At 64.7% G+C, this 24,632-nt stretch carries 24 protein-coding genes; 12 read left to right on the plus strand and 12 right to left on the minus strand.

Going from position 1 to position 24,632, the window contains the following annotated elements; all coding sequences use genetic code 11:
• Window positions 1-91: 91 nt before the first annotated feature.
• The 5 genes from hflK (BLU37_RS07470) to cfaB all read left to right on the plus strand — a co-directional run bounded on the left by hflK (BLU37_RS07470) (window position 92) and on the right by cfaB (window position 7,491).
• A complete protein-coding gene (gene hflK, locus BLU37_RS07470) occupies window positions 92-2,053 on the plus strand; it encodes a protease modulator HflK (RefSeq protein WP_090203655.1) in 1,962 nt (653 codons plus the stop codon).
• On the plus strand, window positions 2,050-3,105 hold the full coding sequence (gene hflC / locus BLU37_RS07475; protein WP_090203658.1) for a protease modulator HflC: 1,056 nt from the start codon (window positions 2,050-2,052) through the stop codon (window positions 3,103-3,105). The genes hflK (BLU37_RS07470) and hflC overlap by 4 nt, the downstream gene beginning before the upstream one ends.
• Window positions 3,102-4,160: a protease modulator HflK gene (gene hflK / locus BLU37_RS07480; protein ID WP_010447636.1), complete on the plus strand. Its 1,059-nt coding sequence runs from the start codon at window positions 3,102-3,104 to the stop codon at window positions 4,158-4,160. The genes hflC and hflK (BLU37_RS07480) overlap by 4 nt, the downstream gene beginning before the upstream one ends.
• The gene (locus BLU37_RS07485; RefSeq protein ID WP_232000476.1) at window positions 4,157-6,133 is read left to right on the plus strand and encodes a cation-translocating P-type ATPase; all 1,977 of its coding nucleotides are present in this window, start codon (window positions 4,157-4,159) and stop codon (window positions 6,131-6,133) included. The genes hflK (BLU37_RS07480) and BLU37_RS07485 overlap by 4 nt, the downstream gene beginning before the upstream one ends.
• Window positions 6,134-6,306: 173 nt before the next feature.
• Window positions 6,307-7,491: a C17 cyclopropane fatty acid synthase CfaB gene (gene cfaB, locus BLU37_RS07490; protein WP_010447640.1), complete on the plus strand. Its 1,185-nt coding sequence runs from the start codon at window positions 6,307-6,309 to the stop codon at window positions 7,489-7,491.
• A gap of 2 nt (window positions 7,492-7,493) precedes the next feature.
• Here the strand turns inward: cfaB and cls are convergent, their stop codons facing one another.
• Entirely contained in the window at window positions 7,494-8,933 is a 1,440-nt protein-coding gene (cls, locus tag BLU37_RS07495) for a cardiolipin synthase (protein WP_090203661.1), read from the minus strand.
• A 129-nt stretch (window positions 8,934-9,062) separates the two neighbouring features.
• Here cls and BLU37_RS07500 point away from each other — a divergent pair, with 129 nt between their 5' ends.
• Window positions 9,063-9,578, plus strand: a complete 516-nt coding sequence (locus BLU37_RS07500; protein WP_010447644.1) for a DUF3617 domain-containing protein — start codon at window positions 9,063-9,065, stop codon at window positions 9,576-9,578.
• 137 nt (window positions 9,579-9,715) lie between these two features.
• On the opposite strand, the gene thrS is transcribed toward BLU37_RS07500, so the two are convergent.
• The 7 genes from thrS to folE2 are packed head-to-tail and all read right to left on the minus strand — an operon-like array spanning window position 9,716 to window position 16,900.
• Complete coding sequence (gene thrS / locus BLU37_RS07505) at window positions 9,716-11,608, minus strand: threonine--tRNA ligase (RefSeq protein ID WP_090203664.1); 1,893 nt, start codon at window positions 11,606-11,608, stop codon at window positions 9,716-9,718.
• A 30-nt stretch (window positions 11,609-11,638) separates the two neighbouring features.
• Window positions 11,639-12,976: a dihydroorotase gene (locus BLU37_RS07510; RefSeq protein ID WP_090203667.1), complete on the minus strand. Its 1,338-nt coding sequence runs from the start codon at window positions 12,974-12,976 to the stop codon at window positions 11,639-11,641.
• Window positions 12,977-12,978: 2 nt separating this feature from the next.
• Entirely contained in the window at window positions 12,979-13,539 is a 561-nt protein-coding gene (locus BLU37_RS07515; protein ID WP_090203672.1) for a gamma carbonic anhydrase family protein, read from the minus strand.
• Between the two features lie 34 nt (window positions 13,540-13,573).
• Window positions 13,574-14,461, minus strand: coding sequence for a metal ABC transporter substrate-binding protein (locus BLU37_RS07520; RefSeq protein ID WP_010447651.1), 888 nt, complete (start codon window positions 14,459-14,461; stop codon window positions 13,574-13,576).
• 11 nt (window positions 14,462-14,472) lie between these two features.
• Window positions 14,473-15,339, minus strand: a complete 867-nt coding sequence (locus BLU37_RS07525; RefSeq protein ID WP_019362296.1) for a metal ABC transporter permease — start codon at window positions 15,337-15,339, stop codon at window positions 14,473-14,475.
• Window positions 15,339-16,007, minus strand: a complete 669-nt coding sequence (locus tag BLU37_RS07530; protein ID WP_010447654.1) for a metal ABC transporter ATP-binding protein — start codon at window positions 16,005-16,007, stop codon at window positions 15,339-15,341. The genes BLU37_RS07525 and BLU37_RS07530 overlap by 1 nt, the downstream gene beginning before the upstream one ends.
• Window positions 16,004-16,900: a GTP cyclohydrolase FolE2 gene (gene folE2, locus BLU37_RS07535; RefSeq protein WP_090203675.1), complete on the minus strand. Its 897-nt coding sequence runs from the start codon at window positions 16,898-16,900 to the stop codon at window positions 16,004-16,006. Before folE2 ends, BLU37_RS07530 begins: the two co-directional genes overlap by 4 nt.
• Before the next feature lie 129 nt (window positions 16,901-17,029).
• On the opposite strand from folE2, the gene BLU37_RS07540 reads away from it, so the two are divergent.
• The gene (locus BLU37_RS07540) at window positions 17,030-18,259 is read left to right on the plus strand and encodes an N-acetylmuramoyl-L-alanine amidase (protein ID WP_090210911.1); all 1,230 of its coding nucleotides are present in this window, start codon (window positions 17,030-17,032) and stop codon (window positions 18,257-18,259) included.
• 95 nt (window positions 18,260-18,354) lie between these two features.
• Here the strand turns inward: BLU37_RS07540 and BLU37_RS07545 are convergent, their stop codons facing one another.
• Complete coding sequence (locus tag BLU37_RS07545) at window positions 18,355-18,732, minus strand: hypothetical protein (protein ID WP_010447659.1); 378 nt, start codon at window positions 18,730-18,732, stop codon at window positions 18,355-18,357.
• Window positions 18,733-18,854: 122 nt separating this feature from the next.
• Between BLU37_RS07545 and dksA the strand changes: the two genes are divergently transcribed.
• Genes dksA through BLU37_RS07560 form a run of 3 tightly spaced genes read left to right on the plus strand, consistent with a single transcriptional unit; the run spans window position 18,855 to window position 21,148 of the window.
• The gene (gene dksA, locus BLU37_RS07550; RefSeq protein WP_010447661.1) at window positions 18,855-19,259 is read left to right on the plus strand and encodes an RNA polymerase-binding protein DksA; all 405 of its coding nucleotides are present in this window, start codon (window positions 18,855-18,857) and stop codon (window positions 19,257-19,259) included.
• Between the two features lie 27 nt (window positions 19,260-19,286).
• Entirely contained in the window at window positions 19,287-20,498 is a 1,212-nt protein-coding gene (gene zigA / locus BLU37_RS07555) for a zinc metallochaperone GTPase ZigA (RefSeq protein WP_090203677.1), read from the plus strand.
• Complete coding sequence (locus tag BLU37_RS07560; RefSeq protein WP_090203680.1) at window positions 20,498-21,148, plus strand: DUF1826 domain-containing protein; 651 nt, start codon at window positions 20,498-20,500, stop codon at window positions 21,146-21,148. Before zigA ends, BLU37_RS07560 begins: the two co-directional genes overlap by 1 nt.
• 18 nt (window positions 21,149-21,166) lie before the next feature.
• Here BLU37_RS07560 and BLU37_RS07565 read toward each other — a convergent pair whose 3' ends face one another.
• Window positions 21,167-21,523: a hypothetical protein gene (locus BLU37_RS07565; RefSeq protein ID WP_026007669.1), complete on the minus strand. Its 357-nt coding sequence runs from the start codon at window positions 21,521-21,523 to the stop codon at window positions 21,167-21,169.
• 35 nt (window positions 21,524-21,558) lie between these two features.
• Here BLU37_RS07565 and BLU37_RS07570 point away from each other — a divergent pair, with 35 nt between their 5' ends.
• Complete coding sequence (locus tag BLU37_RS07570; RefSeq protein ID WP_090203682.1) at window positions 21,559-22,533, plus strand: CobW family GTP-binding protein; 975 nt, start codon at window positions 21,559-21,561, stop codon at window positions 22,531-22,533.
• Here BLU37_RS07570 and BLU37_RS07575 read toward each other — a convergent pair.
• Window positions 22,530-22,934 (minus strand): DUF3301 domain-containing protein, encoded by a 405-nt coding sequence (locus BLU37_RS07575; protein WP_010447672.1) that lies wholly within the window; start codon window positions 22,932-22,934, stop codon window positions 22,530-22,532. The genes BLU37_RS07570 and BLU37_RS07575 overlap by 4 nt on opposite strands.
• Before the next feature lie 114 nt (window positions 22,935-23,048).
• Between BLU37_RS07575 and pdxY the strand changes: the two genes are divergently transcribed.
• Entirely contained in the window at window positions 23,049-23,921 is an 873-nt protein-coding gene (pdxY, locus tag BLU37_RS07580) for a pyridoxal kinase PdxY (RefSeq protein ID WP_010447674.1), read from the plus strand.
• Between the two features lie 2 nt (window positions 23,922-23,923).
• Here pdxY and BLU37_RS07585 read toward each other — a convergent pair whose 3' ends face one another.
• The gene (locus BLU37_RS07585) at window positions 23,924-24,409 is read right to left on the minus strand and encodes an acyl-CoA thioesterase (protein ID WP_010447676.1); all 486 of its coding nucleotides are present in this window, start codon (window positions 24,407-24,409) and stop codon (window positions 23,924-23,926) included.
• Window positions 24,410-24,632: the final 223 nt, after the last annotated feature.

Here is a 24,632-nt window from a genome sequence, read left to right on the forward strand (position 1 = left end):
CCTGCTGGCGCAGCGACCTGACGTCAGCGTCGGGTCGCCGGCTATTTGGACGATGGATGACCTCGGTGCTGGCATCGGGTCTGGAGTGGACATGCAAGTGGATCTTGAAGCATCGCGGGCCGGTTTGCAGGGCCTGCCGCGCTTCCAACGGGCGGGTGTGCAGGTCCGCCAACTGCGCCGCCTGAGCATGGGCCTGGCGGGACTGGCGCTCAGTGGCCTGGTGCTGGGGTTCTTTGTCGGGCTGTTTGCGCCGGTGTCGATCTGGCCGACATTGTTGAACAACAACGCGGCGGCCTTGCTGGTGCTGGTCGCGGCCTTGCAGTCGGCGGCCGGCGTGGCGCGCTGGCGCGAGCAGGCCAGCGCCCCCGCAGACGTTGCGCCTGGCGATGCTGCGGGCATGGCACCGATGGAGCCCCTGGGCGCCTACGAGCGCCTGCTCGTCCGCCTGGAGGGCCTGTGGCGCAACGCTTTGGCGCAGATCGGCGCGGCGACGTTGTGGCTGGCCGGTTGGGCCTTGTTGGCGCTGGTGAGTGTCGAACAGACCTGGAACCTGACGCTGGCTGGCGCGAATATGGGCCTGAGCGGCTCCGTGGCGGCGGCCCTGGGGTTGCTGCTGGCGTTTGCCCTGCTGGTGCTGGAGCGCCAGTTTGCCCAGGCCCCTGCGGTTGAGTGGCCGGAAGCCGGGGCTCTGGCCCGGCTCGTCAGGGTGGCGATCGTCGTTCAGGTGCTCAGTGCCCTCTGCCTGTTGTTCAGCGGCCCGCAAAGCCTGTGGCCAGCCCGCCTGCTGACGCTGCTCGGGCTGTTGCCAGCACTGGTCGCGGCAGAGCTGCTGTTGCGGGCGCTATTGTCGCTGTTCAGCCCCCGGCGTGACAGCCTGGAACCGCGTCTGGTGGCAATCAGCTTCATTGCCGGCCTGCTGCGCTGGCCGCCACAACCGCTGCTGGCGTTGCAGGACGAATTACATAACCGCTTCGGCATCGACCTGCGCCAGATCTGGGCTTTCAGCTATATGCGCCGGGCGTTCGCGCCAGTGCTGCTGGTGGTGCTGGCGGTGGGTTGGTTGTTGAGCGGGGTCAGTGAGGTACCACTGCAGGGACGGGGCATCTACGAACGTTTCGGCAAGCCGGTGGAGGTTTTCGGCCCCGGGTTGCATGTTGGCCTGCCCTGGCCGTTGGGCCGGGTGCTGGCGGTGGAGAACGGTGTCGTGCATGAGTTGGCCACCAGCGTCGATGCCGCCGCTGGCGCCGAGCCCGAACCGGCCGAAGGTCTGCCACCGGCCAGCGCCAACCGTCTGTGGGACGCCAGTCACGTGAACGAAAAATCTCAGGTGATCGCCAGCAGCAGTGGCGACCGACAGGGTTTCCAAGTGGTCAACATGGACGTGCGCTTCGTCTATCGCATCGGCCTGAGCGACCAGGCGGCGCTGGCCGCCACCTACAACAGTGCCGACGTTCCCACGCTGATCCGCAGCACTGCCAGCCGGGTGCTGGTGCATGATTTCGCCTCGCGGACCCTCGATGGCCTGCTCGGTGAGCAGCGCACGGCATTGGCCGAGGATATCGGTCGGGCGGTGCAGGCCGACCTGCAGCGCCTGGACAGCGGCGTGGAGATCCTCGCCACGGTGGTCGAGGCGATCCATCCGCCGGCGGGGGCGGCGAACGCCTATCACGCGGTGCAGGCGGCGCAGATCAGCGCCCAGGCATTGATTTCCCGCGAGCGCGGCGCCGCCAGCGAACAGGCCAACCAGGCGCAACTGCAGGCCAGTGTCGTCCAGGACCAGGCCCTGGCCAGTGCCCAGGAGATACAGGCCGGTGCCCGTGCGGCGGACCTGCGCTTCAGCGCCGAACGCCAGGCTTATGCCCAGGCCGGCCGGGCCTTCGTGCTGGAGCAGTACCTGGCACAACTGAGCCAGGGGCTGGCCAGGGCCAAGTTGCTGGTGCTCGATCACCGTCTGGGCGGCAACAGTGCGCCCACCCTCGATCTGCGTTCATTCACGCTGCCGGCCGACCCGATGCCTGCGCGTAAAGCCGTTCAGCAAGGAGTCACCCCGTGAGCCTGTCCCACTCCCATTCCCACGAGTCGCATGCTCATCACGATCATGCCGGTCACCCTCACGGGCATCACCATCACGGCCACCATCACCACGGTGATGCCGGCAGCGGCGGGCCCTTTCCGTGGCGCCGCATGGGCTGGGCGCTGCTGCTGATCCTGTTCGCGGTCGCCGCGGCGAGCCTGGTGCAGGTGCGTTCCGGCGAGGCCACGGTGATCACCCGTTTTGGCAACCCGTCGCGGGTGCTGCTCGAACCCGGCCTCGGCTGGCGCTGGCCGGCACCGTTCGAAGCGGCGATTCCGGTTGACCTGCGTCTGCGCACCACCTCCAGTGGCCTGCAGGATGTCGGAACCCGCGACGGCCTGCGGATCATCATCCAGGCCTACGTGGCCTGGCAGGTCCAGGGCGACCGGCAGAACGTCGAGCGCTTCATGCGTGCGGTGCAGAACCAGCCGGACGAAGCGGCGCGGCAGATCCGTACGTTCGTCGGCTCGGCACTGGAAACCACTGCCGCCAGTTTCGACCTGTCGAGCCTGGTCAACACCGACGCCAGCCAGGTCCGCATTGCCGATTTCGAGGCGCAGTTGCGCCAGCAGATCGACCAGCAACTGCTGTCGACTTATGGTGTGCGGGTCTTGCAGGTCGGGATCGAGCGCCTGACGCTGCCTTCGGTGACGCTGACGGCGACGGTCGACCGGATGCGCGCGGAACGGGAAACCATCGCCACCGAGCGTACGGCGATCGGCAAGCGCGAGGCCGCGCAGATCCGCTCTGCCGCCGAGCGCGATGCGCGCATTTTGCAGGCCGAGGCGACGGTCAAGGCCGCCGATATCGAGGCGCAATCACGGGTCGAGGCGGCGCAGATCTATGGCCGGGCCTACGCTGGCTCGCCGCAGTTGTACAACCTGCTGCGTTCGCTGGACACCCTTGGCACGATCGTCACGCCGGGCACCCGGTTGATCCTGCGCACCGACGCCGCGCCGTTCCGGGTGCTGGTCGATGGGCCGCCCACAGCGCTCGACAAGGCTGAAGGCAAGGCCGGGTCGCAACCATGAGTGAGCACCCACAGCAACCGAGAGGCCTCGACAGCCCGTGGATCCAGGCAGGACGCCTGGCGTTTCTCGGCCTGTACGCGGTGACCGTGCTGGCGGCGCTGGCCTGGGCTTTTTCCAATGTCCGGCAGATCGACCCGCAGGAGCGTGCGGTGGTCCTGCGCCTCGGTGCGCTGGAGCGCATCCAGAATGCCGGGTTGCTGCTGGCCTGGCCGCGTCCGTTCGAACAGGTGGTGATCCTGCCGGCGGCCGACCGGGTGATCGAACGCCGCGTCGAGGGTCTGCTGCGCTCCGATGCCGCGTTGCAGGCTGATCGTCAGGCGACCCCGACGGTGCCGGTCACCGATGCCCTGGCCGGCTCCGGTTACCTGCTGACGGGCGACGCTGGCGTGGTGCAACTGGATGTCCGGGTGTTCTACAAGGTGACCGACCCCTATGCCTTTGTGTTGCAGGCCGACCACGTGCTGCCGGCTCTGGACCGGATCGTCACCCGCAGCGCGGTGGCCCTGACCGCTGCGCGGGACCTGGACACCATCCTGGTGGCCCGTCCCGAGCTGATCGGCAGCGACAGTCAGGCCGCCGAACGACGCGAGCGCCTGCGCGGCGATCTGCTGCAAGCGGTCAATCGGCGCCTGGCCGAGCTGGCGGCCAGCGGGCAGGGGATTGGTCTTGAAGTGGCGCGGGTCGATGTTCAGTCGAGCCTGCCGGGCCCTGCGGTGAACGCGTTCAATGCCGTGCTGACCGCCAGCCAGCAAGCCGACAAGGCCGTAGCCAACGCCCGTAACGAAGCGGCCAAGCTCAACCAGTCGGCGACCCAGGACGCCGACCGCCTGGTCCGGGTCGCCGAAGCCCAGGCCAGCGAGCGTCTGGCCAAGGCCCAGGCTGACACGGCGACGGTGGCAAGCCTCGCCAAGGCGCAACAGAACGGCAGCGATCCGGGCCTGTTGTTGCGGCTCTACCGCGAACGCCTGCCGAAGATTCTCCAACAGGCCGGGTCGGTGACCACGGTCGACCCTCGGGACGATTCCCGCCTGATCATCCAGGGAGCTGAACAATGAGTGCGACCCTCGCGGCCAATCCGCCGGCCAGCCTGCTCAGCAGCGCCGAACAACGCAACGCGGCCCGCCAACTGCTGCTGGCGATGCTCGCCCTCGGCTTGCTGGGGCTCGGCCTGGTATGGCGCTGGCTGGCGCCCGGGCAGGTCGGAGTCAGCCAGCTGTTGCTCGGTTTCGCCTCGATCCTGGTGGCGGTGCCGGTGATGCGCTCGGCCTGGTACAGCCTGCGTTATCCGAGCCTGCACGGCATTACCGACCAACTGATCGCCCTGGCGATGCTTGGCGCCTGGGCCACCGGCGACCTGCTGACTGCCGCGCTGCTGCCGATCATCATGATTTTCGGCCACGTGCTCGAGGAGCGCAGCGTCATCGGTTCCCAGGAAGCCATCGATGCCCTGGGCCGACTGACCCGCAGCCAGGCGCGGCAGGTACAGGCCGACGGCAGCGTGCTTGAGGTGGATAACAGCCGCCTCAAGGCCGGCGACCGGGTGGAAGTGCGCGCCGGTGACCGGGTCCCGGCCGACGGCGTGGTGCTGTCGGGCCAGGCGAGTCTCGACACTGCGCCGATCACTGGTGAGTCGGTACCGTTGGAGGCGAGTGTTGGCGTCCAGGTGTTCGGCGGGGCGATCAACCTCGACGGCCTGCTGCGCATCGAGGTGACCCGCACCGGCCATGAGTCGACCCTGGGCAAGGTGATTGCGCTGATGCAGAGCGCCGAACGGGCGAAGCCGCCGATCACCCGCCTGCTGGAGCGTTATGCCGGGAGTTATCTGGTGCTGGTCCTGATGATCGCTGCGGTCACCTGGTTCATCACCCAGGATGCCCAGGCGATGCTGGCCGTACTGGTTGCGGCTTGTCCCTGTGCGCTGGTGCTGTCGGCGCCGGCCACGGCGATTGCCGGGATCGCCGTGGCGGCGCGGCATGGCATCCTGATTCGCAGCTCGGCGTTTCTCGAAGAGCTGGCCGACCTGACTTCGCTGGTGGTGGACAAGACCGGCACCCTGACCTACGGCAGCCTGCGTTTGCAGTCGCTGCAGACGACGGTCGAGGACCATGAACCATTGCTGCGCCTGGCGGCGAGTCTCGGATCGGCCAGCAGTCACCCGGTCAGCCGGGCGCTGGCCGGCCTGGTGGAGTCGGTCGAGCCTGTCGCCTTGAGCGAGGTGCAGGAGCGCCAGGGGTTGGGTGTGGTCGCCACCACTGCCCAGGGGCAGGCCGCGTTGGGGCGGCCGGAGTTGTTCAGCCAACTGTCGATCGCCACCGCGCCGGTGCCCGCGCACGACGGGCCGATTGCCGGGCTGGCCCTCGACGGCGAGTTCCTCGGCTGGCTGTTGCTCGCCGACAGCACCAAACCCGAGGCCCGCCATGCTCTGGCCGAGCTGCGTGAGCTGGGCCTGGGCCGGCAGCTGCTGCTGACCGGCGACCGCCAGAGCGTGGCCGACAGCCTGGCCCGGGAGGTCGGTATCAGCGATGTCGCCGCCCAGGCGCTGCCCGAAGACAAGCTCAAGCGGGTGCTTGGCGAGATCGACAGCGGCTTTCGGCCGATGGTGGTGGGGGATGGCATCAACGACTCGCTGGCGCTCAAGGCCGGGGTGGTCGGCGTGGCGATGGGGGCTGGCGGGGCGGATATCGCCCTGGCCTCGGCCGACGTGGTGCTGATCGGCAGCGACCTGCGCCGCCTGGGCACCTGCGTGCGCCTGAGTCGCCAGTGCCGGCGGACCTTGCAGGTCAATGTGGTGATCGGTCTGGGCTGGACCCTGGCGATCGTCGCTGCGGCGGCTTTCGGTTGGCTGGGCGTGGCGGGGGCGATGATCGCGGCGCTGCTGCACAACCTCAGCACCTTGCTGGTACTGGGCAATGCGGGGCGGTTGCTGCGCTTCCAGGAGCCGTTGCTCAAGCTGCCGGAGTCATCCCCATCCTGTAGGAGCCGGCTTGCTGGCGATAACCATTATTCAGTCGACAACGTGGCTGGCTGATACATCGCTATCGCCAGCAAGCCGGCTCCTGCAGGCCTTTTCGCCTACAGGTTCGCATTTCTTGCAGGCCAGCAGGCGAACCTCATCAATCGGGTCTATCATCCCGATAGGATGACAGTTTTCACACATGGGCTACCCTTTGTTCAGACGTCTGAAACAAGGGGGGATTACTCATGCTCGCGCAACTTCCACCGGCCTTACAGAATCTACAGCTACCGCTGCGTCTTAAACTCTGGGATGGCCATCAGTTCGACCTCGGGCCGCAACCTCGTATCACGATCATCGTGAAGGACCCACAACTCGTCGCGCAATTCAGCCATCCGACCCTGGACCTGCTCGGCAGTGCCTTCGTCGAAGGCCAGCTGGAACTCGAAGGATCGGTCAGCGAAGTCGTGCGAATCTGCGATGAGTTGAGCCAGGCCCTGCTGAACGACGAAGACGACCACCAGGTGCCGCGCCAGTCCCACGACAAGGCCACCGACGCGGCGTCGATTTCCTACCACTACGACCTGTCCAACGCCTTCTACCAGCTCTGGCTGGACCGCGACATGGTCTACTCCTGCGCCTACTTCGAAACCGCCAACGCCAGCCTGGAGGCGGCCCAGCAAGCCAAGTTCCGCCACCTGTGCCGCAAGCTGCGCCTGCAGCCGGGCGACTATCTGCTGGACGTCGGCTGCGGCTGGGGTGGTCTGGCGCGCTTCGCCGCGCGCGAATTCGGGGCCAAGGTGTTTGGTATCACCTTGAGCAAGGAACAACTGGCGCTGGCGCGGGAACGGGTGGTCGCCGAAGGTCTGCAGGACCAGGTCGACCTGCAGTTGCTCGACTATCGCGACTTGCCGCAGGATGCTCGCTTCGACAAGGTGGTCAGTGTCGGCATGTTCGAACACGTCGGCCACGCGAATCTGCGGTCGTACAGCAACATCCTGTTCGGCGCGGTGCGCGAGGGTGGGCTGGTGCTGAACCACGGCATCACCGCCAAGCACACCGACGGGCGTCCGGTCGGGCGTGGGGCCGGGGACTTCATCGACCGCTACGTCTTTCCCAATGGCGAGCTGCCGCACCTGTCGATGATCTCGGCCGCCGTCAGCGAGGTCGGGCTGGAGGTGGTCGATGTCGAGAGCCTGCGCCTGCACTACGCCAAGACCCTGAACCAGTGGAGTCAGCGCCTGGAGAACAACCTGGACGCCGCTGCCCGGCTGGTGCCGGAAAAGGCCCTGCGGATCTGGCGGCTGTACCTGGCCGGGTGTGCCTACGCGTTCGAGAAAGGCTGGATCAACCTGCATCAGATTCTCGCGGTGAAGCCGTTCGCCAATGGCAGCCATGACCTGCCCTGGACCCGCGCCGACCTGTATCGCTGAGGTCAGAGAATCGGCGAGATCAGCCGCGCGACCCGCATGCCCAGTTGTTGCAGGCGGTGGGTTTCCCGGCTGTCTTCGCGGGTGACTTCGTGGGCCAGGTCGAAGTCCTTCTCGAGCATCGTCTGCACCTCGCGGGCGAAGGCTTCGTCCACGGTCAGCAGCATCAACTCGAAATTCAGCCGGAACGAGCGATTGTCCAGGTTGGCGCTGCCGATTGCGCTGATTTCGTTGTCCACCAGCACCACTTTCTGGTGCAGGAAACCTGGCCCGTAGCGGAACACCCGGACGCCGGCACGCACCGCCTCGAAGGCATAGAGACTGGATGCGGCGTAGACGATCCGGTGATCGGGCCGTGACGGCAATAGCAGACGCACGTCGACGCCGCGCAGGACCGCCAGGCGCAGGGCGGCGAACACCGCTTCGTCGGGGATGAAGTACGGGCTGGTGATCCAGATCCGTTCGCGGGCGGCGTGAATGGCCTCGACGAAAAACAGCGAACAGGTTTCGAACGGGTCGGCCGGGCCGCTGGCGAGCAGTTGGCAGAGTATGCCGTCATCGGGGTAGGTGTCTGGCAGGATCAGCGGCGGTAGCTGGCGCGCGGCCCAGAACCAGTCTTCGGCGAACGACTCCTGCAGGCAGGCCACCACCGGACCACTGACTTGCACGTGGGTATCACGCCAGGGCGACAGTGGCGGTTTGGCACCGAGGTATTCGTCGCCGACGTTGTGGCCGCCGAGGAACCCGGTGAGCCCATCGACCACCACCACCTTGCGATGGTTGCGAAAGTTGACCTGGAAACGGTTGAGCCAACCGCTGCGGGTGGCGAACGCCTTCACCCGCACACCGCTTTCGCGCAGGCTGTCGACGTAGCCGTGGGGCAGGGCATGGCTGCCGATGCCGTCATACAGCAGGTAGACCTCGACCCCTTCGGCGGCCTTTTTTTTCAGCAGCGCCTGCAGGCGCCGGCCGAGGCGGTCGTCGTGGACGATAAAAAATTGCACCAGCACGGCATGACGAGCCTGCTCGATGGCCTGGAAAATCGCCTCGAAGGTGGCCTCGCCGTTGACCAGCAGGCGCACCTGATTATTGGCCAGGCACGGCATGCGGCCGAGCTTGGGCATTGCCCGCAGCGCGGCATAGGCCTGCGAGTTGCGCGCGGCCAGCGCTTCCTCGACCCAGGGGCGCCAGTTCAGGTCGGTGATGGCCTTGCGCATTTCCACGTTGGCCTGGCGGCGTGCCTGGATGTAGGCGTCGAAGGTGCTGCGGCCGAAGACCAGGTAGGGAATCAGCGTGAGGTAAGGCATGAAAATCAGCGACAGCGCCCAGGCGATCGAGCCCTGGGCGGTGCGTACGGTCAACACGGCGTGAATCGCCGCGAGGGTGCCGAGTGAGTGAATAAGGGCTATCAGATAGCCGAAGACATGGGGGCCGAAATAATCCATGGGGTCCTGATCCTGGAATCCTTGACGTCTAACAGACCATGTTCCGGCGCGATTGTCGCTATTTAATTCCTTACGCAACCCAAGCATGATTCTGACGTCTAAGCAGGACCATTTCTTAGGAGCTATACGATGAACCTTCGTCTGCCGGGTCTGGCCATTGCCTGTGCCTTTGTGATTCCCGTCGCCCAGGCGCAAGTGTTGCAGCCCGGCCTGTGGGAACTGACCTCCAGCAATGTGCAGGTGGAAAACCAGTCGCTGGATGTCGGCATGCTGTTGGGCGTGCTCAAGCAGAACACCACACCGGAGCAGCGGGCGGCCCTGGAAAAGCAGGGGATCAATCTGGGCGGGCAGGGCGTGCGGGTTTGCCTGACGCAACAACAGGTGGCGTCCGAATCGATTCCGTTGACCGATCCGCAATCCGGTTGCCAGCAGCAGGTCACCGAGCGCAACGGCCCGGACTGGAAATTCCGCTTCAGTTGTCCGAAAGCCCAAGGGGCGGGCACGGCGCATTTCGTCAGTGACCGCGAGTTCAACACCAAGGTCAGCGGTACTTTCAATGCCACCGGCGTCCAGCAGAATGGCAGCATGGACACCAAGGCGGTCTGGCTGGGGCAGGACTGCGGGGCGGTGAAGCCGCGTTCCTGATGACCGCAGGAACACGGACACCTTGTGGGAGCCGGCTTGCTGGCGATTACGATCTTTTAGCAACCTTCGCTGACTGATCCACCGCTATCGCCAGCAAGCCGGCTCCCACAGGTTTTGCTCCTGCAAGATGCGTGGCGTCAGGAAGAGAGGTTTTGCAGCAGGTCTTCGATATCCATCGTTCCCAGGTCCTCCCCCGTGCGGCGGCGCACACTGACCACGCCCGCCGCCTTTTCCTTCTCGCCGACCACCAGCAGATACGGCACCTTCTGCAGGCTGTGCTCGCGAATCTTGTACCCGACCTTCTCGTTACGCAGGTCCGCCACCGCTCGCAGACCCTGGGCCTTGAGCTGCTGGGCAATGCTGCGGGCATAGTCGGCCTGGCCCTCGCTGATATTCAGTACCACCGCCTGGCACGGTGACAGCCACAGCGGCAGGGCGCCGCTGTAGTGCTCGATGAGGATACCGATGAAGCGCTCCAGCGAACCGAACAGCGCCCGATGCAGCATCACCGGTCGCTGGCGTTCGCCGTTTTCGCCGATGTAGCCGATATCGAAGCGCTCCGGCAGGTTGAGGTCGACCTGCAAGGTCCCGCATTGCCAGTCGCGGCCGATGGCGTCGCGCAGCACGAATTCCAGTTTCGGCCCGTAGAAGGCGCCTTCACCGGGATTGACCCGGTAATCGATGCCCATCCGGCCCAGGGCGCCGATCAAGGCGCCTTCGAGCTGGTCCCAGGTGTCGTCGCTGCCGATGCGGTTGAGGGGGCGGGTCGAGAGTTTCACCACGACCTCGTTGAAGCCGAATTCGCGATAGATATCGAACACCAGCGCCATCGCCGTTTCACATTCGGCCTGCATCTGCGCCGGCGTGCAGAAGATATGCGCGTCGTCCTGGGTGAAGTGGCGCACCCGCAGCAGCCCATGCAAGGCGCCGGACGGTTCGTAGCGGTGCACCTTGCCGAACTCGGCGATCCGCAGTGGCAGGTCGCGGTAGCTCTTGAGACCGTGGCCGAAGATCGACACCGCGCCCGGGCAGTTCATCGGTTTGAGGGCGAAAACCCGCTGGTCCTCGGTCGTGGTGGTGAACATGTGGTCACAGTAGTTCTGCCAGTGCCCGGAGGTTTCCCACAGACCGCGGTCCATCACGTCCGGGGTATTCACTTCGACATAGCCGGCCTGTTCCTGGCGCTGGCGCAGGTAGCTGATCAACTGCTGGAACAGCGTCCAGCCCTTGGCATGCCAGAACACCGAGCCCGGTGCGCAGTCGTCGAAGTGGAACAGGTCCAGTTGCGTGCCGAGCTTGCGGTGATCGCGCTTGCCGGCTTCTTCCTGGCGGGTGAGGTAGGCGTCGAGGTCTTGGATGTTGGCCCAGCAGGTGCCATAGATCCGCTGCAGCGGCGCTTGGCTGGCGTCGCCGCGCCAGTAGGCACCGGCCACCTTGGTCAGCTTGAACGCCTTCAGGATGCCGGTCGACGGTACGTGAGGGCCGCGACACAGGTCCTCGAAGTCGCCCTGGCGGTACAGTGACAGCGTTTCGCCTTCAGGAATGGCGTGGATCAGCTCGGCCTTGTAGTGCTCGCCCAGTCCCTCGAAATGGGCGATGGCTTCGTTGCGCGGCAGGGTGCGGCGGCGCATCGAGTGGTTGGTTGCGGCGAGGGCCTGCATCCGGCTCTCGATCAGCTCCAGATCCTTGGGGGTGAAGGGTCGCTCGTAGGCGAAGTCGTAGAAGAAGCCATCCTCGATCACCGGGCCGATAGTGACCTGGGCCGAGGGATAGAGCTGCTTGACCGCCATGGCCAGCAGGTGCGCGCAGGAGTGGCGCAGGATCTGCAGCCCTTCGTCGTCACGCGGGGTGACGAGAGTCACCGTCGCGTCCCGTTCGATGAGGGTTGTGCAGTCGACCAGGACGCCGTCGACCCAACCTGCCACTGTCGCGCGGGCCAGGCCGGCACCGATGCTGGCGGCCACTTCGAAGACCGAGAGCGGCTGGTCATACTCGCGTTGCGAGCCGTCGGGCAAAGTGATGCGGATCATCGATGAGGTCCTTGGTCGAATAGGGGCATATCAGCGAAGAAACTGCAGGGGCAGGCCCTGGCAGCCGTCCTGAATCTGGCCGGCATGCCAGGCGATCTGCCCGGAGACCACTGTGGTGCCGACGTGATGACGGAAACTGCGTTCGGCGAAGGGCGTCCAGCCGCACTCATAGAGAATCCGTTCGCTGTTGACCGGCCTTCTCAGGGGCTGGCGATTGAGCAACACCAGGTCGGCCCAGTAACCCTCACGCAGATAACCGCGCTCGGCGATGGCGAACAGGTCGGCGACCCGGTGGCTGGTCTTGGCCACCAGCGTGGTCAGTGGCAGAACATGGTCCGCCACCAGTTCCATCAGTGCCGGCAGCGCGTGTTGTACCAGTGGCAGGCCGGAGGGGGCCTCTTCGTAGGGCCGCTGCTTTTCTTCCCAGGTATGCGGCGCGTGATCGCTGCCGATCACATCCAGTCGGTCGCTCAACAAGGCCTGGCGCAGGGCGTCGCGGTCCGAGCGTTGCTTGATCGCCGGGTTGCATTTGATCTGGTTGCCCAGGCGCGGGTAGTCGTTTTCATCGAACAGCAGGTGATGCAGGCAGACTTCGGCGCTGATGTGCTTTTCGCCGAGCGGTTTGTTTTCGAACAGTTCCAGTTCGCGCTCGGTGGTCAGGTGCAGCACATGCAGGCGGGTGCCATGCTTTTTCGCCAGTTCGACCGCCAGCGACGAGGAGCGGTAGCAGGCTTCGGCATTGCGGATCAGCGGGTGGGCGGTCGGTGGAACCGTGCCACCCAACAGGTCCTTCAGATTCTTCAGGCGGGTGTCGATGGTCGGCGTGTGTTCGCAGTGGGCCAACAGGATGGTCGGCACTTCGGCGAACAGCCGCTCGAGGATGTGTGGGTCGTCCACCAGCATGTTGCCGGTGGAGGCGCCCATGAACACTTTGACTCCGGCCACCTGGCGCGGATCGAGGGCCGCCACGGTGTCGAGGTTGTCGTTGCTGACCCCGAAGTGGAAAGCGTAGTTGGCCACCGAGGCGGTTGCCGCCCGGCGTTTCTTGTCGGCCAGAGCATCGAGGGTCAGGGTTGCCGGACGGGTGTTGGGCATGTCCATGTAGCTGGTGATGCCGCCGGCCACTGCGGCCCGCGACTCACTGTGGAAACTGCCCTTGGCCGGCGACCCCGGATCGCGGAAGTGCACCTGGTCGTCGATCATTCCCGGCAGCAGCCAGTCGCCAGCGGCGTCGATTTCCACGTCGGCGCTGGCGTTGCTGATCTCTGGGGCGATGGTGTCGATGCGGCCGTTGATCACCCGGATATCGGCGTCGAACTGACGGCCCTCGTTCACCACGCGGGCATTGCGGATCAGCAGGCTGCTCATGCTCAGAACTCGTTTTGCAGGGCTTTGTAGCCCCGCACCAGGTCGACGTTGGTGCGCGCCACGTCCTCGGAAAACTCCGAGGCGCTGACGCTGACCGGTGGGAATTGCGACAGGTCGGTGTTGGGACCGATACGGGTGGTGGAGGGCACGTAGAACCCCGGCGGCAGATCGCGACCGTCGACCACCGAGTTGTGCCGCACTACGCTGCCGTCGCCGACCGCGCAGTTGAACAGCACGCTGTTGAAGCCGATGAACACCCGATTACCGACCGTGCAGGGGCCATGGACGATCGAACGGTGGGCGATGGAGCTGAACTCGCCGATGGTCACCGCCGCACCGGACTTGGAGTGGATGACCACCCCGTCCTGGATGTTGGAGTTGGCGCCGATGATGATCGGGTCCATATCGCCGCGTTCGTTGACCTCGTCGGCACGGATCACCGCGTAGGGGCCGACGAAGACGTTTTCACCGATCACCACCTTGCCGCAGATGATCGCGGTCTTGTCCACATAGGCGGATTCGGCGATCACCGGCAGGTCACCGGAAGGGTTCTTGCGAATCATGCTGGAGTCTCCCGAAGGGCCCTGTGGTGGGCGATCACTGGCTCAAGGCGGCGTGCAGGGTGTTCATGTTGTATTCGAACAGGCCAAGGAAGGTGCTGGCCGGGCCTTCGGCGGCGAGGGCGTCGGAGTACAGCGTGCCGCCGATCTTCGCGCCGCTTTCGTCGGCGATCTGTTGCAGCAGGCGCGAGTCCTTGATGTTCTCCATGAACACGGCCTTGACCTTGTCCTTGCGGATCTGCTGGATCAGGCTGGCCACTTCGGCCGCCGACGGTTCACGCTCGGTGGACAGGCCCTGGGGCGCCATGAACTGGATGCCATAGGCCTGGCCCAGATAACCGAAGGCGTCATGGGAGGTGACGATACGGCGGTTGCCGGCCGGCAGGTTGCCGAGCTTGACCTTGGCTTCGGCCAGCAGGCGGTAGATCTGTTTCAGGTAGGCCTGGCTGTTGCGGGTGTAATCGGCCTTGTTGGCCGGGTCGACCTGAATCAGTGCCTTGGTGATGTTGTTCACATACAGCTCGGCGTTTGCCAGGTTGTGCCAGGCGTGCGGATCGGGAACGGTTTCGCCGTCCTCTTCCATGGTGTGCGAGATCACGCCCTTGCTGGCGGTGACCACCGGGGCCTTGGTTTCGGTACTGGTGACCAGGCGGTCGAGCCAGGGTTCGAACTCCAGGCCGTTCTTGACGATCAGCTTGGCCTTGAGCAGTGCTTGGGCGTCATCCGGGGTGGGTTCGTAGGTGTGGGCGTCGGCGTCCGGGCCGACCATCGCGGTGACCTGGATATGGTCGCCGCCGATCTGTTGGGTGATGTCCCTGAGAATACTGAAGCTTGCGACCACGGGCAGCTTGTCCGCCGCCTGGGCGCTGGACAGGGGCAACGACAAGGCCAGCATGGAGCTGAACAACACGAGTAAAGCGCGCATCAGGTGACACCTCATTGGGATGGCAGGGGCGGGCGGCGCAGCAGACCGTGCACCGGACCGAAGACCACGGACAGCAGGTACAGGCAGCCGGCGACCAGCACGATGGCCGGGCCGCTGGGTTGCGAGTAGTAGAACGACAGCAATAATCCGGCGGCCACCGAGACGCAGCCGAGCAGCGCGGCGATCAGCATCAGTACCGGCAGGCGGCGGCTCCAGAAGCGTGAAGCGATCGCCGGTAGCATCATCAGGCCGACCACCATCAGGGCGCCGATGGCCTGGAAACCGATCACCAGGTTGAGCACCACCAGCGTCAGGAACACACCATGGGCCAGCGGGCCGAGGCGGCTGACGGTCTGCAGGAACAGCGGGTCGAGGGTGTCCAGCAGCAGTGGCCGGTAGATCGCCGCGAGCAGCACCAGGCTGATGCTGCAGACCCAGAGCATGCCGGTCAGGGTCGGCCCATCCACCGCCAGCGCTGAGCCGAACAGCAGGTGCAGCAGGTCCAGGCGCTTGCCGGCGATGCCGAGCAGCATCACGCCGCTGGCCAGCGAGATCGGATAGATCGCCGCCAGGCTGGCGTCCTCACGCAGGCCGGTTTTACGGGTGATCCAGGCCGAGAGGCCGGCCATGCCCATGCCGGCGCCGAGGCCGCCGAGGGTCAGTGCCGGCAGGCTCAGGCCGGCGATCCAGAAACCGATGGCGGCACCGGGCAAGATGCCGTGGGCCACCGCGTCACCGATCAGGCTCATGCGCCGCAGAATCAGGAATACCCCCAGTGGCGCCGTGCTGCAGGCCAGGACCAGGCCACCGAGCAGGGCCCGGCGCATGAAGACGAAATCGTGGAACGGCTGCCACAGGTGCTGGACGAACATCAGCATCAGGCCACCTGCGTGATCGGTTGTTGCACGATCAACTCGTGGCTCGGCGCCAGGACACAGCCACTGTCCTTGATCCGCAGGGCATCGGGGATGTGCAGGCGTACGGCGGCGAGGTCATGGCAGACCACCACCAGGGTCCGACCGGCCGCATGCCAGGCGTGGATATGTTTCCACAGCAGTGCCTGGCCTTCTTCGTCGAGAGCGGCGTGGGGCTCGTCGAGCAACAGTACGGGGGCTTCAGCCAGGCTCAGACGGGCGAGCAGCGCACGTTGCAGTTGGCCACCGGACAAGGCCATCAGTGGGCGCTGCTCCAAGCCTTCGAGATCCCAGTCGGCGATCACCGCCTGCAGGCGTTCGTTGCGTTGTTGCGGGGTCTGCTTGATCCCCCACAGGCCGGCCGCCACCAGCTCCTGCAGGCTGATGGGAAACTGCCGGTCGAGGTGTTGCTGTTGCGGCAGGAACGACAGGCCGCCACGGCGTGGAACGTCCAGATGGACCTTGCCGGCCAGCGGCTTCTGCAAGCCGGCGAGGACTTTCAGCAGGCTGCTCTTGCCGGTGCCGTTGGCGCCGATCACTGCGGTCAGGCTGCCGGCTGCCAGGTTGAAATCCACGGCGGGGGTCAGTGGTTGGCCCGGTGCGCCCCAGCGCAGGCCTTGGCAGCGGATCATGCCTGACTCCAGTTCCAGCGGCTTTCAGCCACGGCGTCATGGGCGTGCAGGCTTTCGGCATGCACTACCCGCAGGTGGAAACCCTGTACCGCGTCGGAATCCTTGAGCGCCGTGTTCAGGCGCCGTGCCGCGTCTTCGCAAAACATCAGGTTCTGGCCGTTGGCGAGGGCGAAGGCTTGCTCGTCGGCACGTTTCACGGCGGTCTGTACGGCGGTGCCGAGGGCCGACTCGGCAGCATTGATCAGGTCCTCGAAGGCAAACCTGTACGTTGTTTCATCAAGTCGGATGTGCAGGTGTGCCATGCTGCGCTGGCTGTGGGGCGTAGCGACGATGCCTTGGCTGCTACCGAGCCAGTTGAAGACCTGGTCATGTTCCAGCGGTTGGTTGGCGAAGTCTTTCTTGAACTGTTGCTGGATCAGTTGCCGGGCGAGTGCCGCCGAGCAGGGGCAGGTGGATGAGTAGGCCACGTCAATTTTCAGTTCCACGTGGAACACTCCGCCTTTCAGTTCGGCTAACACACTGACGGGATAGGTTTTCCAGCCGGCCAACGGGCTGACCAATGCCGGACGCTTGAGTAGCAGTTCGGTATGCAGACGCAGGTAGGCGTTGTGGGAGAGACCGTCGTGACTGTCGAGGAACTGTTGCAGCACGTCGCGCAGCAGCGTCGGCGTCAGGTCCTGTTGCTCCAGTCGCTCCAGGGCCAGGTACAGCCGTGACATGTGAATGCCCCGTGCTTCGCCATCGTTGAGACTGACCCCTGCGTCGGCTTTGGCGCTGAGGCGCTGGCCTTCGATGGTCACGGGCAGAGCAATGCCGCACATGCCAACCCACTCAAGGGACAAGGCTTGGCGGGATGACTGCGCGGCGATATCCGGCAGCGTCAACGCATTCATGAACAGGCCCATCGTTTGAAATAAAATGACATGTTATATTATAACGATTAGCTAGACGAAGCCTTTTTTTCAGGGCTCTACACCGCCATATCGAGCATGGACGCTCCCTTGATTCGTGGTTATCGGTTCATGCATAGACGTCAATTGCTTAATTTTCTGTTGGCCAGCGCGGCCTTTATTCCACTGGGTGTGTCGGCAGCACAGATCCAGAACGCCCGACTATGGCGTTCCGCTGACAAGCTGCGGCTGGTGCTCGATCTCAGTGGCCCGGTGCAGTACAAGACGTTTTCCCTGACCGCGCCCGAGCGCCTGATCATCGATCTGAGTGGGGCCAAGCTGACCGGGGATTTCAGTCAGTTGGCCCTGAAGAACACGGTGATCCGCTCGATTCGCTCGGGGCATTTCGGTCAGGGCGACACGCGGATCGTTCTCGACCTGAGCAACCCGGTGCAGTTGACCAGCTTCCTGCTACCGCCCGGCGACGGTCAGGGGCATCGGCTGGTGCTCGACCTGGCCAGCAACGGCAGCGCTGCCGTGGCGCCTCAGGCCCTGGCCGCGGCAGCAGCGCCGCAGGTCAGTCATGAGCCGGCGTCGGGCAAGGCCCATCCCAAGCGCGACATCATGGTGGTGGTCGACCCCGGGCACGGCGGCAAGGATCCCGGTGCGCTGGGCTCCAAGGGGCAGCGCGAGAAAGATGTGGTGCTGTCGATCGCCCAACTGCTGGCCAAACGGCTCAAGCGCGAAAAAGGCTTCGATGTGCGCCTGGTGCGCAACGACGATTTCTTCGTGCCGCTGCGCAAGCGTGTGGAGTTCTCACGCAAGCACAACGCCGACATGTTCATCTCGGTGCATGCCGACGCGGCGCCGCGGATCACTGCCTCGGGGGCTTCGGTGTACTGCCTGTCCGAAGGCGGCGCAACCTCGACCACTGCGCGTTTCATGGCCCAGCGCGAGAACGGTGCCGACCTGATCGGCGCGCAGAGCCTGCTCAATCTCAAGGACAAGGACCCGATGCTGGCCGGGGTGATTCTCGACATGTCGATGAACGCCACCATCGCTGCCAGCCTGCAACTGGGGCATACCGTGCTGGGCAGCCTGGAAGGCATCACCACCCTGCACCAGAAGCGCGTGGAACAGGCTGGGTTCGCGGTGCTCAAGTCACCGGACGTGCCGTCGATTCTGGTCGAGACCGGCTTCATTTCCAACGTCCGCGACAGCGAGCGGCTGGTGACGGCCCGGCATCAACAGGCGATTGCCGATGGGTTGTTCCGGGGCCTGAAGACCTACTTCGAGAAGAACCCGCCGCAGGACAGCTACATTGCCTGGCGGCAGCAGCAGGCGAGTGAGGTGCTGGTCTAGCGCCTCTTTGGGGTGAGTGCAGACTCTCTTTGTGGTGAATAGGCTCGCCACAACAAAGTGTCTCCTCACTTCATCGGGCAGCCTCAGGCCTTTGCTCAGCAGCCCACCAACCGATCACAGGTGAACTTCTTGCTCAGCCCGCCGGAGCTGGAGAAGCGGTTCACCGTGGTCCAGCCGACCCGTCGGCTATAGCCCACCCAGGCCTCGCCATCCGAGGCGATGCCGGTAAAGAAGGTCAGTTGCCCATAACGGCTGCTGGCCTGCGCCCAGTAGCGTTTGCCGATCACTTCGAATCCCTGCAGGTAAATCGTCTTGCCCACCGTGGCGACGCCATAGGCGTTGCCGGCGGCGTCCTTGCACGCCAGCAGAGTGGCGCTGCGGGTGCAATTGGCCAGTGGGCCGGGAACCTGCGCCGAGGCGCCGGCGGCACACAGCAACAGGCTCAGCAACGAGTATTTCAGGGCAGGGCGCATCGGCATTCTCAAGGCAGGGTCGGGTTCAGCATCACCCCCTTCGTCGCTGGGAGCAAGGGGGGATTGGCTAAAATGCACTGTTATAATATAACATTAAATAAATCCCCGGCAGCTGACTCACCATGACCGAAGAAGAACTGCTCGCTCAGCCTGAGACGGACTACATGAATGATGCACAGCTGGCGTTCTTCCGTGAGCGTCTGCTGCAGCAGCGTCGTGAGTTGCAGGAGCGCATCAGCGGTGAGTTCGTGGTGCTGCGCGAACAGGAACCCAGCAGCGATCCGGCGGATATCGGCAGCGCCGAAGAACAGCGCCAGTGGCAACTGCGGCTGCTGGAGCGGGAAAAGAAGCTGCTGGACAAGATCGACCAGACCCTCGATTGCCTGGCCCGTGGTGAATACGGCTGGTGCCGCGAGACCGGTGAACCCATCGGCCTCAAACGCCTGCTGCTGCGGCCTACCGCGAGCCTGTGCATCGAAGCCAAAGAACGTGAAGAGCTGCGCGAGCGCCACAAACGGGCGCTTTGACTCGGCCGACCTGATGAGGAACCCATCATGACCCAACGTCTTCCCGTAACCGTGCTGTCGGGCTTTCTCGGCGCCGGCAAGAGCACCTTGCTCAACCATGTCCTGCGCAACCGCGAAAATCTGCGGGTGGCAGTGATCGTCAACGACATGAGCGAAATCAACATCGACGGCAGCGAGGTCCAGCGTGACGTCAGCCTCAATCGCGCCGAGGAAAAACTGGTCGAGATGAGCAACGGCTGCATCTGCTGCACCTTGCGCGAGGACCTGCTGGAGGAAGTCGGCCGGCTGGCCCGCGACGGTCGCTTCGATTACCTGCTGATCGAATCCACCGGCATCTCCGAGCCGCTGCCGGTGGCCGAGACGTTCACCTTTCGCGACGAGACCGATCAGAGCCTGGCCGATGTCGCCCGCCTCGACACCATGGTCACGGTGGTCGATGGCATGAACTTCCTGCTCGATTACCAGGCGGCGGAAAGCCTGGCTTCCCGCGGCGAAACCCTCGGCGAGGAAGACGAGCGCTCGATCACCGATCTGCTGATCGAACAGGTCGAGTTCGCCGACGTGATCCTGATCAGCAAGATCGACCTGATCTCCAGCCAGGAGCGCGAAGAGCTGATGGCGATCCTCGCGCGCCTCAATTCCCAGGCCGAGATCATCCCGATGGTGATGGGTGAAGTGCCCCTGGCGAAGATCCTCAATACCGGCCGCTTCGACTTCGAGCGCGCAGCCCAGGCCCCGGGCTGGCTGCAGGAATTGCGGGGCGAGCATGTGCCGGAAACCGAGGAATATGGCATTGCTTCGACCGCCTACCGGGCGCGGCGGCCGTTCCACCCCGAGCGGTTTTTCAACTTCATCGACCGGCCGTGGGTGAACGGCAAGCTGCTGCGCTCCAAGGGCTTCTTCTGGCTGGCGAGCAAGTATCAGGAGGCCGGCAGCTGGTCCCAGGCCGGTGGCCTGATGCGCCATGGTTTCGCCGGGCGCTGGTGGCGCTTCGTGCCGAAACAGCACTGGCCGCAGGATGAGGAAAGCATCGCGGCGATCATGCAGAACTGGACGGCGGCCACGGGCGATTGCCGCCAGGAACTGGTGTTCATCGGCCAGGGTATCGACTTCGCGCAACTGACGGCCGGTCTGGACGAATGCCTGCTGACGGATGACGAGATGGCGCTGGGGGTCGAAGGCTGGCAATTGCTGCACGATCCGTTCGGCGTGTGGCACGACGAAGAGGCGGCCGCCTGATGCTGGCGCCACGTTTGCAGATGCGACCACCGATTCGTCAGGTTCAGGGCGAGATGCCGACCGTGCTCGGGGAGATTCTCGAGGACGGGGTGAACCTGGCGGTCTGGCAACGCCGGTTGCCCAGCCATATCGCCGACTTTGCCCACTTGCTGCTGTCGCTGGGCGAGCCGCTGGCGGAATCGCTGAGCCTGGAGATGGCCGACGATGAGGCCATCCCGAACCTGCAGGGGTTGGCTTCAGGGTTCAGTGACCTGGAAGGTTACGAGGGTTTTATCAGCGACGTGTCCTGGCTGGTCAGCGCCTACACTTGCCTGCTGGGCGCGCGCCGGGTCGGCTTGCGCCTGCGGGTGCTGGACAAGGCGATGTGCCCCAGATTTCACGTCGACCATGTGCCGGTCAGGCTGATCACCACCTATGCCGGTGTAGGCAGCGAGTGGTTGGCGGAAGGCGCGATGGATCGGCGACAACTGGGCAGCCCAACAGCGGAGCCGATGGATGCGCAAGCAATCCGGCAGATCGACAGTGGCGCGGTGGCCCTGCTCAAGGGCGAGCGCTGGCATGGTAATGAAGGGGCTGGCCTGGTGCATCGTTCGCCGCAGGTGGCAGCGGGCGAACGGCGGTTGATCCTGACATTGGACTGGTTGGCTTGAGTTGAGAGGCAGACCTGCTCAAGGTGTCTGCCACTGGCCGGCACTCTGGCCCTCGCAAAACGGCTTGAGATACGCCGCATCCGTCGCCACGCCGTAATAGTGAATATTCTGCCGGTAGGGCATATTGGCAACCTGGGCGTTCCGGCAGACCCCGAACGAACCGCCCGGGCACTGTTCGACGTATTCGACCTCGACCTTCTGGCCCGCCAGGCTCGGTTGGCAGAAACCGTCGTTGAACAGCTTGTCCGGGATATTGACGTTCTCCTGGCAAACCTTCACGTCGAGCCGCTCGCCATGGCTGTGGACCACACAGGCTTGCGCCAGGACCTGGTTCGAACCCAGCGCCGTCAGCAGCGCCAGGCCAATCGACCGCATCATTCACCCACCTCTTCAGACCTATCGGCCCGCTTATGTTGCAGAACATTCCCACGCATGTCATCGCCGGTCCCCTTGGCGCCGGCAAGACCAGCCTGATCCGTCACCTGCTGGCGCAAAAACCGTCAGGCGAGCGCTGGGCCGTGTTGATCAACGAGTTCGGCCAGATCGGCCTGGATGCCGCGCTGCTGACCCAAGCGGAGGATGGTATCGCACTGGGCGAGGTGGCTGGCGGCTGTGTCTGTTGCGTCAACGGCGCGCCGTTCCAGATCGGATTGGCTCGGCTGCTGCGCAAGGCCCGGCCCGATCGGCTGTTCATCGAGCCTTCCGGTCTTGGGCATCCGGTGCAGATTCTCCGACAACTGGGCGCGGCGCCCTGGCTCGGTGTGTTGGCGTTGCAGCCCTGCGTCGTGGTGCTCGATGCTGCGGCGCTGGCCGCCGGCAAACCGCTGCCGGCGTCGCAGCAGGAAGCATTGGCGCAAGCCGGGCTGCTGTTGTTGAACAAGTCGCAGGGGCTGAGCGAGGCCGAGCGCACGCAGGTGCTGGCGCGGATGCCGGCTTGCCCGTTGCGCTGGACCGAACAGGGTGGGTTGGCCCTGGAGCAATTGCTGGCGCTGGCCGTGCCTGCGCCGGTTGAGCCTGCCACGCCGGGCGTACTGCCTGCGGCTTCGGCGCCAGCGGTGCTGCCGGCGATCTGGACCGATCCGACCCAGCCGATCTGTCAGACACACGCCGAGGACGGCAACTGGAGCATCGGCTGGCGCTGGCATCCGAGTCAGCAACTGGACCCGCAACGCATCGCTCAATGGCTGTCCAGCCTGGACTGGCTGCGGGCCAAGCTGGTTATCCGCAGCCCAGGGGGCTGGCTTTCGAGCAACGCTGTGGATAACTCGCCGCTGGACTGGCAGCCCAGCGCATGGCGACGGGATTCGCGGCTGGAACTGATCTTCAGCCAGCCCGGCAATGCCGAGCGACTACAGGCCGGCATGCAGGCCTGCCGGTTGGGCTAGTGACGCGACTGGCTGTGGTCCTTGGGGTGATCCTGGCGCCACCGGCTCAGTTCGATGACCTCGGCACTCGGCAGCTCGGCCTTGGCTTCGAACGGATAGGGCGGCAGTTCGATCTGTGCGCTGTGGGCGCCGAACTGGGTGATGGTGCCGACGTGCCGCTGCTCGCCGGTGACGGTGAATTCGAAGTGGTAGATCCGCGCCAGGCGCCGCCGGCCGTTGGCATCGCGCACGAAACCGATGCGCTTGAGGGCCACGGCGCCATCGAGCAACTCCAGGTCGAGCCTGGCGCAATGCTGCTTGACCCGCTCCAGGGCCCGTTCGCGCAGGCCATGGTTGTGCCAGAGCCAGGCAGCGCCGGTTGCCAGCAACATCAGCACGAACATATTTCCCAGGGTCAGCATGAGCGCCACTCCAACAAGTTGAGAGCAGCTTAACTGTCTCGCCGGTCTGTCGTACAGGCTCCGTTTAGTCGCATACTGCGTGGCTTGAATCTTTCTGCCTTGCTGGAATTCGGAATGAAACGTACTCCCCATCTGCTTGCCATCCAATCCCATGTGGTTTTTGGCCATGCCGGCAACGGCGCGGCGGTTTTTCCCATGCAACGGGTCGGGGTGAATGTCTGGCCGTTGAACACCGTTCAGTTCTCCAACCACACCCAATATGGCCAGTGGGCGGGAGAAGTGCTGTCCCCTCATCGGATCCCGGAACTGGTGGAAGGCATTGCCGCCATCGGCGAACTGGGCAACTGTGACGCGGTGCTGTCCGGCTATCTGGGCAGCGCGGCCCAGGGCCGGGCGATCCTCAGTGGCGTGGCGCGGATCAAGGCGGCCAATCCCAAGGCCCTGTACCTGTGCGACCCGGTGATGGGGCATCCGGAGAAGGGCTGCAGCGTGCCGGTGGAGGTCAGCGATTTCCTGCTGCAGGAGGCCGTGGCACAGGCCGATATTCTCTGTCCCAACCAGTTGGAACTGGACAGTTTCTGTGGCCGTTCGCCGCAATCGCTGTTCGATTGCCTGGCGATGGCCCGCAGCCTGCTGACGCGTGGACCGAAGGTGGTGCTGGTCAAGCACCTGTCCTACCCGGGCAAGGCCGCTGACAGTTTCGAAATGCTCCTGGTGACTGCCGACGGCAGTTGGCACCTGCGCCGCCCGTTGCTGGCGTTTCCGCGTCAGCCGGTCGGGGTGGGCGATCTGACTTCCGGGTTGTTCCTGGCCCGCATGCTGCTGGGCGACAGCCTGGTGGCGGCATTCGAGTTCACGGCGGCGGCGGTGCATGAAGTGCTGCTGGAAACCCAGGCCTGCGCCAGCTACGAGTTGGAACTGGTGCGGGCCCAGGATCGCATCGCCCATCCGCGGGTACGCTTCGAGGCGTTGCCGATCACGCTGTAGGCTTACGGCGCGTCGGCCTTGATGTCCTGATAGCGTTTTTCCAGCTCCTGACGGAGCTGCCGGCGCTGCTGCGCCTGGGCGTAGCGGCGCTTGCCCTCGCTGGTTTCCGGCTGCAGTGGCGGTACCGACGCCGGCTTGCGCTGGTCGTCGATCGCGACCATGGTGAAGAAGCAGCTGTTGGTGTGGCGCACCGAGCGCTCGCGGATGTTCTCCGTCACCACCTTGATACCGACTTCCATCGAAGTATTGCCGGTGTAGTTGACCGAAGCGAGAAAGGTCACCAACTCGCCGACATGCACCGGTTCGCGAAAAATCACCTGGTCCACCGACAGGGTCACCACGTAGCGCCCGGCATAACGGGCGGCGCAGGCATAGGCCACTTCATCGAGGTACTTGAGCAGGGTGCCGCCGTGGACATTGCCAGAAAAGTTGGCCATATCCGGGGTCATCAAAACGGTCATCGACAGCTGGGCATTTCCGGGTTCCATAGCACGCTCACGGTAGGGTAGGCAGGGACAGGTTCACGCACCTCTGCGGGCGCTTTGCGTATTTTCTCAAACACGCGATAACGGGACGCCAGGGACGGATGCATCGTCACGCAACCAGCGATCTGTTTCTACATATTGCATCGGCTTTTTGTCGGAAGTCCCGGTGTTAATCTGCAAAAAACCATGCCATAGAAAATTCTTACATCTGGAGCGGTGATCGCTG

The organism is Pseudomonas asplenii, from assembly GCF_900105475.1.
GTDB classification, from domain to species: domain Bacteria; phylum Pseudomonadota; class Gammaproteobacteria; order Pseudomonadales; family Pseudomonadaceae; genus Aquipseudomonas; species Aquipseudomonas asplenii.

Excerpts from the sequence above, each read along its gene's own strand:
- hflK (WP_090203655.1), top strand. The coding sequence starts at position 92 with ATGCAAGTGGATCTTGAAGCATCGCGGGCCGGTTTGCAGGGCCTGCCG.
- hflK (WP_010447636.1), top strand. The coding sequence starts at position 3,102 with ATGAGTGAGCACCCACAGCAACCGAGAGGCCTCGACAGCCCGTGGATC.
- BLU37_RS07485 (WP_232000476.1), top strand. The coding sequence starts at position 4,157 with ATGAGTGCGACCCTCGCGGCCAATCCGCCGGCCAGCCTGCTCAGCAGC.
- cfaB (WP_010447640.1), top strand. The coding sequence starts at position 6,307 with ATGCTCGCGCAACTTCCACCGGCCTTACAGAATCTACAGCTACCGCTG.
- cls (WP_090203661.1), bottom strand. The coding sequence starts at position 8,933 with ATGGATTATTTCGGCCCCCATGTCTTCGGCTATCTGATAGCCCTTATT.
- BLU37_RS07500 (WP_010447644.1), top strand. The coding sequence starts at position 9,063 with ATGAACCTTCGTCTGCCGGGTCTGGCCATTGCCTGTGCCTTTGTGATT.
- thrS (WP_090203664.1), bottom strand. The coding sequence starts at position 11,608 with ATGATCCGCATCACTTTGCCCGACGGCTCGCAACGCGAGTATGACCAG.
- BLU37_RS07510 (WP_090203667.1), bottom strand. The coding sequence starts at position 12,976 with ATGAGCAGCCTGCTGATCCGCAATGCCCGCGTGGTGAACGAGGGCCGT.
- BLU37_RS07515 (WP_090203672.1), bottom strand. The coding sequence starts at position 13,539 with ATGATTCGCAAGAACCCTTCCGGTGACCTGCCGGTGATCGCCGAATCC.
- BLU37_RS07520 (WP_010447651.1), bottom strand. The coding sequence starts at position 14,461 with ATGCGCGCTTTACTCGTGTTGTTCAGCTCCATGCTGGCCTTGTCGTTG.
- BLU37_RS07525 (WP_019362296.1), bottom strand. The coding sequence starts at position 15,339 with ATGCTGATGTTCGTCCAGCACCTGTGGCAGCCGTTCCACGATTTCGTC.
- BLU37_RS07530 (WP_010447654.1), bottom strand. The coding sequence starts at position 16,007 with ATGATCCGCTGCCAAGGCCTGCGCTGGGGCGCACCGGGCCAACCACTG.
- folE2 (WP_090203675.1), bottom strand. The coding sequence starts at position 16,900 with ATGAATGCGTTGACGCTGCCGGATATCGCCGCGCAGTCATCCCGCCAA.
- BLU37_RS07540 (WP_090210911.1), top strand. The coding sequence starts at position 17,030 with ATGCATAGACGTCAATTGCTTAATTTTCTGTTGGCCAGCGCGGCCTTT.
- BLU37_RS07545 (WP_010447659.1), bottom strand. The coding sequence starts at position 18,732 with ATGCGCCCTGCCCTGAAATACTCGTTGCTGAGCCTGTTGCTGTGTGCC.
- dksA (WP_010447661.1), top strand. The coding sequence starts at position 18,855 with ATGACCGAAGAAGAACTGCTCGCTCAGCCTGAGACGGACTACATGAAT.
- zigA (WP_090203677.1), top strand. The coding sequence starts at position 19,287 with ATGACCCAACGTCTTCCCGTAACCGTGCTGTCGGGCTTTCTCGGCGCC.
- BLU37_RS07560 (WP_090203680.1), top strand. The coding sequence starts at position 20,498 with ATGCTGGCGCCACGTTTGCAGATGCGACCACCGATTCGTCAGGTTCAG.
- BLU37_RS07565 (WP_026007669.1), bottom strand. The coding sequence starts at position 21,523 with ATGCGGTCGATTGGCCTGGCGCTGCTGACGGCGCTGGGTTCGAACCAG.
- BLU37_RS07570 (WP_090203682.1), top strand. The coding sequence starts at position 21,559 with ATGTTGCAGAACATTCCCACGCATGTCATCGCCGGTCCCCTTGGCGCC.
- BLU37_RS07575 (WP_010447672.1), bottom strand. The coding sequence starts at position 22,934 with ATGCTGACCCTGGGAAATATGTTCGTGCTGATGTTGCTGGCAACCGGC.
- pdxY (WP_010447674.1), top strand. The coding sequence starts at position 23,049 with ATGAAACGTACTCCCCATCTGCTTGCCATCCAATCCCATGTGGTTTTT.
- BLU37_RS07585 (WP_010447676.1), bottom strand. The coding sequence starts at position 24,409 with ATGGAACCCGGAAATGCCCAGCTGTCGATGACCGTTTTGATGACCCCG.